General features: G+C 69.5%; 15 protein-coding genes and 1 riboswitch. Of the genes, 8 read left to right on the top strand and 7 right to left on the bottom strand.

The genetic code is table 11. The features are described from left to right. Window positions 1–5: 5 nt before the first annotated feature. The gene (locus tag BBK82_RS46390; RefSeq protein ID WP_154697904.1) at window positions 6–962 is read right to left on the bottom strand and encodes a magnesium transporter CorA family protein; all 957 of its coding nucleotides are present in this window, start codon (window positions 960–962) and stop codon (window positions 6–8) included. A 69-nt stretch (window positions 963–1,031) separates the two neighbouring features. Here BBK82_RS46390 and BBK82_RS46385 point away from each other — a divergent pair, with 69 nt between their 5' ends. Beyond that, window positions 1,032–2,351 (top strand): serine/threonine-protein kinase, encoded by a 1,320-nt coding sequence (locus tag BBK82_RS46385; protein ID WP_065920593.1) that lies wholly within the window; start codon window positions 1,032–1,034, stop codon window positions 2,349–2,351. On the opposite strand, the gene BBK82_RS46380 is transcribed toward BBK82_RS46385, so the two are convergent. The 3 genes from BBK82_RS46380 to BBK82_RS46370 all read right to left on the bottom strand — a co-directional run bounded on the left by BBK82_RS46380 (window position 2,336) and on the right by BBK82_RS46370 (window position 3,994). Further along, entirely contained in the window at window positions 2,336–3,223 is an 888-nt protein-coding gene (locus BBK82_RS46380; RefSeq protein ID WP_065920592.1) for a hypothetical protein, read from the bottom strand. The genes BBK82_RS46385 and BBK82_RS46380 overlap by 16 nt on opposite strands. Continuing rightward, window positions 3,216–3,713, bottom strand: a complete 498-nt coding sequence (locus BBK82_RS46375; RefSeq protein ID WP_237048508.1) for an RNA polymerase sigma factor — start codon at window positions 3,711–3,713, stop codon at window positions 3,216–3,218. The genes BBK82_RS46380 and BBK82_RS46375 overlap by 8 nt, the downstream gene beginning before the upstream one ends. 92 nt (window positions 3,714–3,805) lie before the next feature. Further along, window positions 3,806–3,994 (bottom strand): MbtH family NRPS accessory protein, encoded by a 189-nt coding sequence (locus BBK82_RS46370; RefSeq protein ID WP_065920590.1) that lies wholly within the window; start codon window positions 3,992–3,994, stop codon window positions 3,806–3,808. Between the two features lie 133 nt (window positions 3,995–4,127). On the opposite strand from BBK82_RS46370, the gene idi reads away from it, so the two are divergent. Further along, complete coding sequence (gene idi, locus BBK82_RS46365) at window positions 4,128–4,712, top strand: isopentenyl-diphosphate Delta-isomerase (RefSeq protein ID WP_065921911.1); 585 nt, start codon at window positions 4,128–4,130, stop codon at window positions 4,710–4,712. Here the strand turns inward: idi and BBK82_RS46360 are convergent. Together BBK82_RS46360 and BBK82_RS46355 are read right to left on the bottom strand one after the other, a co-directional pair. Further along, a complete protein-coding gene (locus BBK82_RS46360) occupies window positions 4,698–5,741 on the bottom strand; it encodes a ribonucleotide-diphosphate reductase subunit beta (RefSeq protein ID WP_083268656.1) in 1,044 nt (347 codons plus the stop codon). The genes idi and BBK82_RS46360 overlap by 15 nt on opposite strands. After that, window positions 5,732–8,083: a ribonucleoside-diphosphate reductase subunit alpha gene (locus tag BBK82_RS46355; protein WP_083269012.1), complete on the bottom strand. Its 2,352-nt coding sequence runs from the start codon at window positions 8,081–8,083 to the stop codon at window positions 5,732–5,734. The genes BBK82_RS46360 and BBK82_RS46355 overlap by 10 nt, the downstream gene beginning before the upstream one ends. A gap of 166 nt (window positions 8,084–8,249) precedes the next feature. Further along, window positions 8,250–8,459, bottom strand: a riboswitch (cobalamin riboswitch). 63 nt (window positions 8,460–8,522) lie between these two features. Here BBK82_RS46355 and BBK82_RS51360 point away from each other — a divergent pair. Continuing rightward, on the top strand, window positions 8,523–8,690 hold the full coding sequence (locus BBK82_RS51360; protein WP_154697903.1) for a hypothetical protein: 168 nt from the start codon (window positions 8,523–8,525) through the stop codon (window positions 8,688–8,690). On the opposite strand, the gene BBK82_RS46350 is transcribed toward BBK82_RS51360, so the two are convergent. Then, complete coding sequence (locus tag BBK82_RS46350; protein ID WP_065921910.1) at window positions 8,656–9,204, bottom strand: LysE/ArgO family amino acid transporter; 549 nt, start codon at window positions 9,202–9,204, stop codon at window positions 8,656–8,658. The two genes, BBK82_RS51360 and BBK82_RS46350, sit on opposite strands and share 35 nt — an antisense overlap. 99 nt (window positions 9,205–9,303) lie before the next feature. Between BBK82_RS46350 and BBK82_RS46345 the strand changes: the two genes are divergently transcribed. From BBK82_RS46345 to BBK82_RS46325, 5 genes are all read left to right on the top strand, one after another. Further along, entirely contained in the window at window positions 9,304–10,161 is an 858-nt protein-coding gene (locus BBK82_RS46345; protein ID WP_065921909.1) for a LysR family transcriptional regulator ArgP, read from the top strand. A 59-nt stretch (window positions 10,162–10,220) separates the two neighbouring features. Further along, window positions 10,221–10,946, top strand: a complete 726-nt coding sequence (locus tag BBK82_RS46340) for an SDR family NAD(P)-dependent oxidoreductase (protein ID WP_065921908.1) — start codon at window positions 10,221–10,223, stop codon at window positions 10,944–10,946. 96 nt (window positions 10,947–11,042) lie between these two features. Next, window positions 11,043–11,750, top strand: a complete 708-nt coding sequence (locus BBK82_RS46335) for a DUF998 domain-containing protein (protein WP_237047959.1) — start codon at window positions 11,043–11,045, stop codon at window positions 11,748–11,750. Next, window positions 11,675–12,085 (top strand): type III secretion system chaperone family protein, encoded by a 411-nt coding sequence (locus BBK82_RS46330; protein WP_065920588.1) that lies wholly within the window; start codon window positions 11,675–11,677, stop codon window positions 12,083–12,085. The genes BBK82_RS46335 and BBK82_RS46330 overlap by 76 nt, the downstream gene beginning before the upstream one ends. Beyond that, entirely contained in the window at window positions 12,085–12,651 is a 567-nt protein-coding gene (locus BBK82_RS46325; protein ID WP_065920587.1) for a TIGR03086 family metal-binding protein, read from the top strand. The genes BBK82_RS46330 and BBK82_RS46325 overlap by 1 nt, the downstream gene beginning before the upstream one ends. Window positions 12,652–12,671 lie beyond the last annotated feature (20 nt).

Below are 12,671 nucleotides of genomic sequence, written 5' to 3'. Positions count from 1 at the left end.
TTGCCTCACAACCAGTCGCGGCGTTTGAACATCAGGTACAGGAAGTAGGACAGGCCCAGGATGCCGGTGGTGGCCACCCAGAAGCCCCATCGTTGCTCGAAGCCGGGGTAGGGGACGTTCATGCCGTAGTAGCCGGAGATGGCGGTGGGGACGGCGATGATCGCGGCCCAGCTCGTGACCTTCTTCATGATGGAGTTCAGGCGGTTGCCCTGGACGGCGACCTCGGCCTCGCGGAGGTTCGTGACCAGTTCGCGCAGGGACTCGGTGAGCTCGGCGGTGAAGAGGGTGTGGTCCTTCACGTCCAGGTAGTAGGGCATCAGGGTGTCGTCGACCAGGGAGTGGTCGCGGTGGATCAGGGAGCCGAGGATCTCGCGCATCGGCAGGGCCACGCGGCGGAGCTGGACCAGGGCGCGGCGGAGCTTCAGGATCTTGCGGCCCAGGTGGGGTTTCTCCTGGTAGATCTCGTCCTCGACGTCCTCGATGTCGTCTTCGAGCGCCTGGGCGGCGGCGTGGTGGCCGTCGACCACGTCGTCGAGCAGGCCGTGCAGCAGGAAGCTCACGCCGGAGGGGGCGAGGGTGGTGCCGGAGTCCCAGCGGCGCAGGACGCCGTCGAGGGGGTAGGAGTCGTTCTCGCGGACGGTCACCAGGACCCGGGGGAGCACGAAGACGTCGACCTCGGTGGTCGTGACCTCGTGGTCGGCGTAGGAGACGGCGTGCACCGCGAGGAAGAGGTGGGAGGGGTAGCGGTCGACCTTCGGGCGCTGGCGTTCGCCGAGGGCGTCCTCGATGGCCAGGTCGTGCAGGCCCAGGTCGTCGCGCAGCAGGGCGATGTCGGCCTCGGAGGGTGAGCAGAGGTCGAGCCACACCACGGCCGAGTGATCTTCGAGCAGGTGCGCGACGTCGGCGGCGGGGAAGTCCTGGTGCACCAGTTCGCCGTTGCGGTACAAGCGGGTCCGACCCATGGGTGACAACCATACGTAGATCTACTCAGATGTGAGGCTTGAGCCCGAGTTCCCGCTACCCTCGATCCGGTGAAGGTGGACCAACCTCAGCGGATCGGCGACTACCTGCTGCTCGGCAGGCTGGGTCGTGGTGCCATGGGAACGGTCTACCTGGGGCAGAGCAGCGACGGGCGGCAGGTCGCCGTCAAGGTCGCGCGTGCCGAGCTCGCCGACGACCCGCGGTTTCGCGAGCGGTTCCGGCGTGAGGTGCAGATGGCACGGGCGGTCGGCGGGGCGGGGACGGCGGCGGTGCTGGATGCCGACACGCGGGCCGCGCGGCCGTGGATGGCGACCGAGTACGTGCCGGGGCCGACGTTGCAGGAGGCCGTCGAACGGCACGGGCCGTTGCCCGAGCACCATTTGAGACGACTCGCCGAGGGGCTGGCGGAGGCGCTCACCGCGATCCACGCCGCCGGGCTCGTGCACCGCGACCTCAAGCCGTCGAACGTGCTGCTCGGCGCGGACGGGCCGCGGGTCATCGACTTCGGCATCTCGCGGGCGATGGAGCACACGGCGCTGACCGAGACCGGCATGGTCTTCGGCACGCCGGGGTTCCTCTCGCCCGAGCAGATCACCGGGCAGGACGTGGGCTGCCCCAGCGACGTGTTCGCGCTGGGCGCGGTGCTGGTCTACGCGGCCACCGGCAAGGGGCCGTTCGGCGAGGGGCCGACGGCGACGTTGCTGTACCGGGCCGCGCACGGCGAGCCGGACCTCGACGGGCTGCCCAAGTCGTTGCGGCCGCTGGTGCAGCGGTGCATGCACCGCGACCCGGCCAAGCGGCCGGAGCCACCCGAGGTCACGAGGCTGCTGGCCCAGTTCGCGAAGCCGCCGACGACGAAGCTGCCCACCCCGATGACCCCGGCCGCCGCGACGTTCTCGACGTCCCGGGTCGTGCCGGCCACCTGGGGTGTGGTGAACCTGGCCGCAGCCCTGCTCGCCGCCGCGATCGCCGACCCGGCCGCGCAGGCGAACGGGGCGACGCAGCTGCTCGCGCTGGCCGCGTTCTGCGTGCTGGTGGTGCGGGCGGCGCGGTTCTTCGGTGCCTCCGCGCGCCGCAAGGTGGTCGTGGAGATCAGCCGCGAGGGCATCGCGACCACCCGCAACGGCAAGTTCCACCAGTACTGGTGGTACGAGCTCGCGCGCGTGAGGGTGGTGCCGCACAAGAAGCGCCCGTGGGTCGTGGTCTGGCTCAAGGACCCGGCACCGCGGCGGTTCTTCGGCGCCCACCACGGCGGTGTGCGGGTGTTCCCGATCGCGCACGAACGCTCGCGGCGGCGCCGGGACCGCGAGGTGGCCGAGCTGCGCGCCGCACTCGCCTGGTACCTGCCGCGTTCCTACGACGGGCGCTGATCGGTCCACCCGTAGGTGATCGACACCTCCAGCGTCACGATGTCCGGCGGCACGTGCGTCCCGGTCGGCGGGTACGGGTCGCGGTCGGAGAAACCCGCCACCTCACCGGTCGCCGGGTCGATCCGCAACGTGGTCATGCCGCCCTCCATCGACACCGTCCCGTTCTCCCAGCGGACGGCCGGGTCGGTGGCCAGCTGCCGGTAGAGCGCCGCCTTCTCCTGGTTCGTCGTGTACGGCGAGGTCAGCGTCGTCTTGGCGCTCTGGAGCTTGAACTTGGCGTCGCCGGAGAGCGGCATCAGCAGGTTCACCTCGTGGCACGGGGTGTGCGTGCACAGCGTCGTCCACAGCTCGGGCCCCTGCTGGTCCTCCTGCCGTTCGAGCAGCTCCGCGGTCTTCTGCACACCGGCGACCGGCCGGTGGTTGCCGGTGAGCCGCGTGTGCGAGACCGGGTTCTGCCCCTTCTCGACCGGCAGGTAGACGTCGGTCTGCCACTCGAACTGGGTCGCGCCCCAGCCGGCGGTGCCGAGGTCCCCGGTCGTCGCGGTCACCCACGACTGGTACCGGACGTGCCGGAACCGGCCGAGCGGCTCCGCGGAGACCTCCAGCATGGCCGCCGCCTCCAGCAACGAGGTCGCGGGCGCGACCGGCATCGTGGCGACCTGGGTCTCCTGCTTGACCGGTCGCACGAACACCACGACCCCGGCGATCAGCAGCACGGCGACGGCGGCCGCGGCGACCCCGACCCACCTCGGCACCCGGCGCGGGCGCGGCTGCGCGAACAGGCGCTCGCGCATCTTGGCCAGACGCAGGTCTTCTTCGGTCTGCCGGACCGGGTACAGCTCAGCGAGGTCGTCGTCCAGCAGTTCACGCATGGCGGAGCTCCACTTCCTTCAGCTTCGTGCGCAGCCGGTGCAGCCGGGACCGGGCGGTGGCGGCGTTCAGGCCGAGCGCCTGCGCCGCCTCCTGCACCTCCAGTCCGGCGAGCGACACCAGCAGGACCAGGTCGCGGTCGGCCTCCGACAGCCTGGCCAGCGCACCGGCGATCAGCCGCAGGTGCGACCGGGCGTCGATCCGGCTGACCACGGTCGACTCGAGCGACTCGGCCACGCCCAGGTCCACGCCGTAGCGCTCGGCGGTCTTGAGCAGCCGCACCTCGCGCTTGGCGTGCCCGCGCAGCAGGTTCGTCGCGATGCCGTAGAGCCAGCCCACGACACTGCCGCGGTCCGGGTCGTAGCCGTCCTCGCTGCGCATGGCGGTGAGGAAGGTTTCACTCACCAGGTCGTCGGCCACGTCCACGCCGACCCGCCGCGCCAGGTATCTGTGCAGGGCGCCGGCGTGCTCGTCGAACAGCTCCGCGAACATCACGCCCCCACTTGGCTCCCCGCGGCTCCCGTGTTGCAGTGACCTGAGTCACAGATCAACTGCCGGGTGCGGACACCACCGGGTGAAGCGTGTCAGGCGGCCGCCGGCAGGTCCACCCTGACCGCGGCGACGAACTCCTCGCACGACTGCCGGCACGCGACGCCGTGGACGACCTGCCAGCCGGCGGGCACCTGCAGCACCGCGGGCCAGATCGAGTACTGGCCCGTCGGGCTGACCAGCACCAGGAACATGGTGTGAGCCGAAACGAACGGGGTTGTCATGCCCCCAGGGTGACGGGCGCCACCTATGTTCCCGCTATCTCCGCGCTCAAGCTGCCCGGTCCGGTTCTGGACAACGATGTCGGTCCCCGGTTCCGGCTGCCCGCGCGGATGTGGTTACGTGGTGATCGTGACTGTGGAACAGGTGGTCCTGCTGGCCGAAGACGGTTCGGCCATCGGCGTCGAGGACAAGGCCGTCGTGCACCACGCGGACACCCCGCTGCACCTGGCGTTCTCCAGCTACGTCTTCGACTCGGCCGGCAACACCGTGCTCACCCGGCGCGCGCTGCACAAGAAGACCTTCCCCGGCCTGTGGACCAACACCTGCTGCGGCCACCCGCTGCCGGAGGAGGACATGGCGCAGGCCGTGCTGCGCCGGCTGCGGGACGAGCTCGGCATGAGCTGCGCCGAGCCCGAGCTGCTGCTGCCCGCCTTCCGCTACCGCGCCGAGATGGACGGCGTCGTCGAGAACGAGATGTGCCCGGTGTTCCGGGTCCTGTCCGACGACGAGCCGAACCCGAACCCGGACGAGGTCGACTCCACCGAACGGGTCCCGTGGACCGAGTTCGCCGAGTCCGCGCTGAACGGGACGCGTGTGATCTCGCCGTGGTCCCGGCTGCAGATCGCCGAGCTGGTGAAGCTGGGGCCCGATCCGCTGGCGTGGCCGGTGGCGGACCGGGCCGGGCTTCCTGAAGCAGTGGTGTTGTCACCACTGCAGTGAGCCGCCGTTCTGGTACTCGATGACGCGGGTCTCGAAGAAGTTCTTCTCCTTCTTGAGATCCATCATCTCCGACATCCACGGGAACGGGTTCTCCGCGGACTCCCACACCGGTTCGAGGCCGAGCTGGGCGCAGCGGCGGTTCGTGATGAACCGCATGTACTGCTCGCACAGCTCGGCGTTCAGCCCGAGGATGCCGTTGGGCATGGTCTCGCGGCCGTAGGCGATCTCCAGCTCGCAGCCCTCGGCGAGCATGGTCCGCACCTCCTCGCGGAACACGTCGGTCCACAGGTGCGGGTTCTCGAGCTTGATCTGGTTGATCGCGTCGATGCCGAAGTTCAGGTGGATCGACTCGTCGCGCAGGATGTACTGGTACTGCTCGGCGACGCCGACCATCTTGTTGCGCCGGCCCAGCGACAGGATCTGCGCGAACCCGGTGTAGAACCACATGCCCTCGAAGACCACGTAGAACGCCACCAGGTCCTTGAGGAACGCCTGGTCGCGGCCGGGCGTGCCGGTGCGGAACCCCGGGTCCTCCAGGTGCTGGGTGAACTGCAGCGCCCAGGCGGCCTTGTCCGTGATGGACGGGATCTCCCGGTACATGTTGAACAGCTCGCCCTCGTCGAGACCGAGCGAGGTGCAGATGTACTGGAAGGTGTGCGTGTGCACGGCCTCTTCGAACGCCTGGCGCAGCAGGTACTGCCGGCACTCGGGGTTGGTCAGGTGCCGGTAGACGGCGAGCACGATGTTGTTGGCCACCAACGACTCGGACGTCGCGAAGAAGCCCAGGTTCCGCTTGGTCATCAGGCGCTCGTCGGCGGTCAGGCCGTCGCGCGACTTCCACAGGCCGATGTCGGCCTGCATGGAGACCTCGGTCGGCATCCACGCGTTGTTGCAGCCGGCCAGGTACTTCTCCCACGCCCAGTGGTACTTGAGCGGCAGCAGCTGGTTGACGTCGGCCCGGCAGTTGATCATCGCCTTGTCGCCGACGCTGACCCGCGCCGCGCCGGCTTCGATGTTCGTCACTGGCATGCCTCGCAGTCGGGGTCGGTGCTGGAGCAGGACGGGTCCACGGCGACGGGCGAGACGGCGTTGAGCTTGCCGTCGGTGCCCTGGAGGGTGGACTTCTCCACGTGGGTCGCTGACTGCGTGCGCAGGTAGTAGGTGGTCTTGAGCCCGCGCAGCCACGCCAGCTGGTAGAGCTCGTCGAGCTTGCGGCCGCTCGGCGCGGCCAGGTACAGGTTCAGCGACTGCGCCTGGTCGATCCACTTCTGCCGGCGGCTGCCCGCCTCGATCAGCCAGGAGCTGTCGACCTCGAACGCCGTGGCGTACAACGCCTTCAGGTACGGCGGCACCCGGTCGATCGCACCGAGGCTGCCGTCGTGCAGCTTCAGGTCCGCGACCATCTGCTCGTCCCACAGCTTGCGCTGCTTCAACGCGCGCACCAGGTCCGGGTTGATCACGGTGAAGTCGCCGGACATGTTCGACTTCACGTAGAGGTTGCGGTAAAGCGGTTCGATCGACTGGGTCACGCCGGTGATGTTCGCGATGGTCGCGGTCGGCGCGACGGCCATGACGTTCGAGTTGCGCATGCCCTTGCGCGCCTTGGCCCGCAGGGCGTCCCAGTCCATCGTGGACTCGCGGTCCTGCTGCAGCTCGTCCTCACCGCGGTGCCGCGCCAGGATCTCGACGGAGTCGATCGGCAGGACGCCGCGCGACCACAGCGAGCCGTCGAACGACCGGTACGCGCCGCGTTCGGCGGCCAGGTCGGCGGACGCCTCGATGGCGTAGTAGCTGATCTCCTCCATGCTGCGGTCGGCGAACTCGACGGCCTCCGGCGACGCCATCGGTGTGCCGAGGGTGAACAACGCGTCCTGGAAGCCCATCAGTCCCAGGCCGACCGGCCGGTGCTGGAGGTTGGAGTTCCTGGCTTCCGGGATCGTGTAGTAGTTCACGTCGATCACGTTGTCGAGCATCCGCACGGCCGTGCGCACGGTCTTCTCGAGCCGCGCGTGGTCGATGCCGTCTTCCGTCACGTGCCGGACGAGGTTGACGCTGCCGAGGTTGCAGACCGCGACCTCGTCCACCGTGGTGTTCAGCGTGATCTCGGTGCACAGGTTGGACGAGTGCACGACACCGCTGTGCTGCTGCGGCGACCGCAGGTTGCACGGGTCCTTGAACGTGATCCACGGGTGCCCGGTCTCGAACAGCATCGTGAGCATGCGCCGCCACAGGTCGACGGCGGGGAGCTGCCGGAAGACCTTGATCTCGCCCCGGGCGGCCTTCTCCTCGTACGCCCGGTATTTGACCGCGAACTCGTCACCGAACGCGTCGTGCAGGTCCGGCACCTCGTCGGGGGAGAAGAGCGTCCACGTGCCGTTCGCGCGGACCCGGCGCAGGAACTCGTCCGGCACCCAGTTCGCGGTGTTCATGTCGTGGGTGCGGCGGCGTTCGTCGCCGGTGTTCTTGCGCAGGTCGAGGAACTCCTCGACGTCGATGTGCCAGGTTTCGAGGTACGCGCAGACCGCGCCCTTGCGGCGGCCACCCTGGTTGACCGCGACCGCGGTGTCGTTGGCGACCTTGAGGAACGGCACCACGCCCTGCGACTTGCCGTTGGTGCCCTTGATGTGCGCACCGGTCCCACGCACCGGCGTCCAGTCGTTGCCCAGCCCACCGGCGAACTTCGACAGCAGCGCGTTGTTGCTGATGCCGTGGAAGATTCCGGCGAGGTCGTCGTCCACAGTGGTCAGGAAGCACGACGACAGCTGCGGGCGCGTCGTGCCCGAGTTGAACAGCGTCGGTGTCGAGCACATGAAGTCGAACGACGACAGCAGCTCGTAGAACTCGACCGCGCGGGCATCGCGGTCGTCCTCCTCCAGGGCGAGACCCATGGCGACGCGCATGAAGAACGCCTGCGGCAGTTCGTAGCGGCGGCCGTCGTGGTGCAGGAAGTAGCGGTCGTACAGCGTCTGCATGCCCAGGAACTGGAAGTTCAGGTCACGTGCCGCGTCCAGGGCCGCGCCGAGACGGGCCAGGTCGAACGAGGCCAGGCGCGGGTCGAGCTGGTCGCAGTCGATGCCGTAGCGGACGAACGAGGCGAAGTACGCCGGGTAGCGCTCGGTCATCTCGGCGTGCGACAGCGGGACTCCGCAGGCCTCGGCGCGCAGCTTGTCCAGCAGCAACCGGGCGCTGACGTAGCAGTGGTCCGGGTCGAGCTCGACCATCGTGCGCGCGGCCATGATCGGGGCCAGGGCCAGTTCGGCCTCGGTGATGCCGGCGTAGAGGTTCCGCTTGGTCTCGGCCAGCACCGCCTCGGCCGACGCGTTCGGCAGGTCGGCACAGGCTTCGTGAATGACCCCAGAAAGGCGATCCAGTGGAGAGAGGCGATCCAGCGGAGAAAGGCGATCCAGTGGTGGAAGGTGGTCGGGCACGCTCTCTCCTCGCGAGCAAGCCCGAGGAAAACGCGCATGCGCACGCCAGCGGGGACACCACTGGAGCACACAGCCGCCCTCCCTCGGGGCACCGTGTCGTGCGCGCAGGCTTGCGCGCACACCAGTGGCAGGTCTTCGGACTCGTGGGCGCACGACTCACGCCTACCGGCCGTCGCTTCCCAGGCCTGGGCCCAGTGCTTCGTTGACGGCTTTCGTTCCCACTCACCGCTGCGGGGCAGTCCTGGACTCGCGCCAGGTTCCCTCTTGCCTCACCGACCCGGTTGAGCCGTGTTGGTGAACCACCAGCGCGGCAGATACTACATGTGGTGGTGGGGTCTGGATCACCACCCAACATGGGCGCGTCGCGAGTAGGGTGATCTTCGTGGGTGACGTACGGCCGAAGGTCGTGGCAGGTGGCGTGGTGAGTGCGGGGCTGGCTTGCGCGTCCCTCGTCGTCGGTGCCGCGGCGCCCGTGACGAGCGGGGTGCTGGCCGTGTCGGCGGTGGTGGTGCTGGTCACCAGCCGGCGAGCAGCGCGGCCCCGAGACTGATCATCACGGCGGCGATCACGCCGTCCAGCACGCGCCACGCCCGCGGCTTCGCGAACAGCGGGCTGAGCAGCCGGGCACCGAACCCGAGCGCGACGAACCAGGTGATGCTCGCCGTCACCGCGCCGACGCCGAAGAGCCACCGGCCGGCCGCGATGGACCCGAGCAGCAGCACGGTGTCGAGGTAGACGTGCGGGTTGAGCCACGTCAGCGCGACCGCGGTCAGCACAGGGCGGCTGTGCGCACCGCTCTCGACGTGCATGGCCTGCGGGCGGAACACGCGCCGCGCGGCCAGGAACCCGTACCCGAGCAGGAAGAGCCCGCCGACCACCGCGGCGACGGTGACCGCCTGCGGCCACCGCCCGACGATCGCCCCGAACCCGGCGACGCCCACCGCCACCAGGACCGCGTCCGACACCGCGCACACCGCGACCACCTTCGCCACGGCCTCGCGGCGAAGTCCTTGGCGCAGCACGAAGGCGTTCTGCGCGCCGATCGCGACGATCAGGGTCATCATGGTGCCGAAGCCGAGCAGCAGGTCTCTCACGCGGTCCACGCTATTGACGCGTTCTTGATGAGACCAGCTAATGGTTCTTACGTAGCATTAGCGCTCGTGATGGACCTCGACCTGGTGCGCACGCTGCTCGCGGTGGTGGACTCCGGCACGTTCGACGCGGCCGCCAGCGCGTTGCACGTCACTCCTTCCGCTGTCTCGCAACGCATCAAGGCGCTCGAACAACGCACCGGCCGCGTCCTGCTCGTCCGTGCCCGCCCGGTGCGCCTCACCCCGTCCGGTGAGGTGCTCGTGCGCTACGGTCGGCAACTGCTCGCCCTCGACCAGGACCTCGGCGCGGCGCTCGGAACCGATGCCGTCGTGCGGGTGTCGATCGCCGTGAACGCCGACTCGCTCGCCACCTGGTTCCTGCCCGCCCTGCAACGCGTCTCGCCCGGCCTGCGGATCTCGTTCGAGCTGCACCGCGAGGACCAGGACCACACGACCGCACTGCTGCGCCGGGGTTCGGTGATGGCCGCGGTGACGTCCTCCCGCGAGCCCGTCGCCGGCTGCTCGGTCCGCAAGCTGGGCCACATCCGTTATGCCGCCATGGCCACGCAGTCCTTTGTGGATCGGCACGCGACCGGCGAGACGAAGTCCTGGCTGCCGGACGCGCCCGTCGTCGTGTTCGACCGCAACGACGACCTCCAGGACCGCTTCGTCCGCACCCTGACCCGCGGCCGCGGTGCCTCCGAACACCGCCACTACGTCCCGTCGTCCGAGGTGTACGTGCGCACGATCGCGGCCGGTCTCGGCTGGGGCATGGTGCCGCCGCAGCAGCTGCTGGACGGCCTGGTCGACCTCGCGCCGGGCCGCACGGTGAGCGTGCCGCTGTACTGGCAGCAGTGGAAGCTCGACTCACCGGCCCTGAACGCCGTCGCCGAGGCGGTCTTCGCCGAAGCCGCGCAGGCGTTGAAGTGAGTGCCTAGGCTTGGCCGATGACCGGACCCGAGCTCGAAGGCAGGTTCGCGGGCACCCCGATGAACCTCGACGGCAAGACGGCCGTCATCTACGGCGCAGGCACCATCGGTCGTGCGATCGCCACGGCGTTCGTCGAGGCAGGCGCCGTGGTGCACCTCGCGGCGCGCAACGAGGGACCGCTGCGGGAGGCCGCCGAGCGGATCGGCGCGCGGTACGCCGTGGTCGACGCGCTGGACGAACGCCAGGTCGACGAGCACGCCGCCGCGTTCGACCGGATCGACATCTCCGTCAACGTCATCTCCGACAACGACGTCCAAGGCACCCCGATGCACGAGATGAGCGTCGAGGACTACCTCAGCCCGGTCGTCACGAACGTCCGCTCGAAGTTCCTCACCTCCCGCGCCGCCGCACGCCACATGGTCCGGCAGGGCGGCGGCGTGATCCTGTTCTTCGGCGGCACCAGCGACGGGTCGGTGCACCGGCGCTGGCACCTCGGCGGCCTGGTCGCGGCGTTCGACGCGGTCGAGGCGATGCGCCGCCAGCTCGCCGCCGAGCTCGGCCCGCAGGGCGTGCGGGTGGTGACCCTGCAGACCGGCGGCATCCCCGAGTCGATCCCCGCCGGGTTCCGCGACCAGGTCGAGCCGGACATCGTCGGGCAGACGGCGCTCGGCAGGGCCGCGACCCTGGACGACGTGGGCCGCGCCGCCGTGTTCGCCGCCTCCGACTGGGGACGCACGATCACGGGAGCGCAGGTCAACATCACGTGCGGCGCGATCCTGAGCTGACCCTCGCCAGGACGGAACGTGTCGGAACGCTGAGTGCATCCTGTCGGCTTCCTGAACCCAGGAACCCCGCGGGTTCATCGGCTCGTTGACCGGTTTGTGCTGATTCCTCGTCTCGCCGCCACCGGCGGTTCACTCGCGGTGGTCGTGACCATCGCCATGGTCGGTCTGCTCGACCTGACCGTCGGCCCGCTGCGGCGCACGATCAGCGAGTACGCCCTGGGCGACCACCGGCCGGTGTTCGACGTGGCCGTGCTGCTGCTGGCCGCCGGGTCGTTCGCCATCCTCTGCGTCCTGGTCCACAAGGGGGTGGCCAGGTGGCGTTCCGCCGGCTCGGTCGCACTGCTGCTGTGGTCGGTCGGGCTCCTGCTCGTGGTGGTGTTCCCGAAGACGAACTGGGCCATGGGCACCAACCAGCTCAGCGGCAGCATCCACCGCTTCGGCAGCATGCTCGCGTTCGTCAGCCTGCCGATCGCGATCATCGCGCTGGCCAGGCCGTGGCTGCGCCACCACGTCTGGGGACGACACGCCAGGTGGACCATGGCGTCCGGTTTGTTGAGCGTTGTCGCATTCATGCCGCTGCTCTACGCCATCTTCCTGGGGGCGGTGTCGGACGTTCGGTGGTGGCGCGTGTTCCCGTTGGGCTACATCGAGAGGATCTTGCTCGCCGCCGAGGTGCTGGCCGTGCTGGTCGCCGGGCTGTGGGCGATCTCGGCCAGTAGGGTTGCGCCATGGCGAGTTGGGGAGACCTCGCGGACTACGTCCGCGCCGAGTACGACGTCATCAGCGACGAGGACGAGGAGCTGAGGATCCTCTTCACCTTCGGGGACCAGGAGGAGGACGAGGACGACCGCACGCAGGTCGTGATCATCGTCCGCGAGGTCCTCGACAAGATGCACGAATGGGTGCAGATCGCCTCCCCGTGCGGGCTGGCGTCCCAGGTGGACCTGCGCGCGGTGCTGGCGGAGGTGGGCAGCTCCACCGTCGCCTGCGGCCTCGCGATCATGGGTGAGCACGTCGTGGTGCGGCACTCGTTGCCGCTCAAGGACCTCGACATCCACGAGTTCACCGACCCGTTGCAGCTGCTCGCCGGAACCGCGGACACGCTCGAGGAACAGTTCTGGGGAGGGGACGGCTACTGATGTACGACTTGTCGCCCGCCGCTGACCGGCTGGCGGAGATCGTGCGCAACGTGACCGACGGCGACCTGAAGGCGCCGACTCCGTGTCCGGAGTACACGGTCGGCGACCTGCTCGACCACGTGAACGGCCTGTCGGTCGCGTTCACCATGGCCGCGTTGAAGACCCCGCTGGAGGGCACGGCGTCCGGTGACGCCACCCGGCTGCCGCTGGACTTCCGCGAGTCGATCCCGGCCCGCCTGGGTGAGCTCGCGGCGGCCTGGCGTGCGCCGCAGGCGTGGGAGGGCATGACCGCGGCGGGCGGCGTCGACCTGCCCGGCGAGGTGGCCGCCGGGGTGGCGCTGGACGAGATCGTGCTGCACGGCTGGGACCTGGCCCGCGCCACCGGTCAGCCGTTCGAGGTCGATCCCGGTCTGCTGGAGGTGGTCCACGGCTTCGTGTCGTCGATCGGTCCCGAAGACCGCGACGGCTCGCTCTTCGGAGCCGCGGTGGAGGTCGGCTCGAACGCGCCTCTGCTGGACCGTGTCCTGGGACTCAGTGGCCGCGATCCCTCCTGGAAACTAGGTTAGGCTCTCCTAATGTGAGAGCG

The sequence above is a fragment of the Lentzea guizhouensis genome (genome assembly GCF_001701025.1).
Classification (GTDB): domain Bacteria; phylum Actinomycetota; class Actinomycetes; order Mycobacteriales; family Pseudonocardiaceae; genus Lentzea; species Lentzea guizhouensis.
Note: the sequence above shows the minus strand (reverse complement) of the source record. Positions and strands in the feature narration are given on the sequence as shown.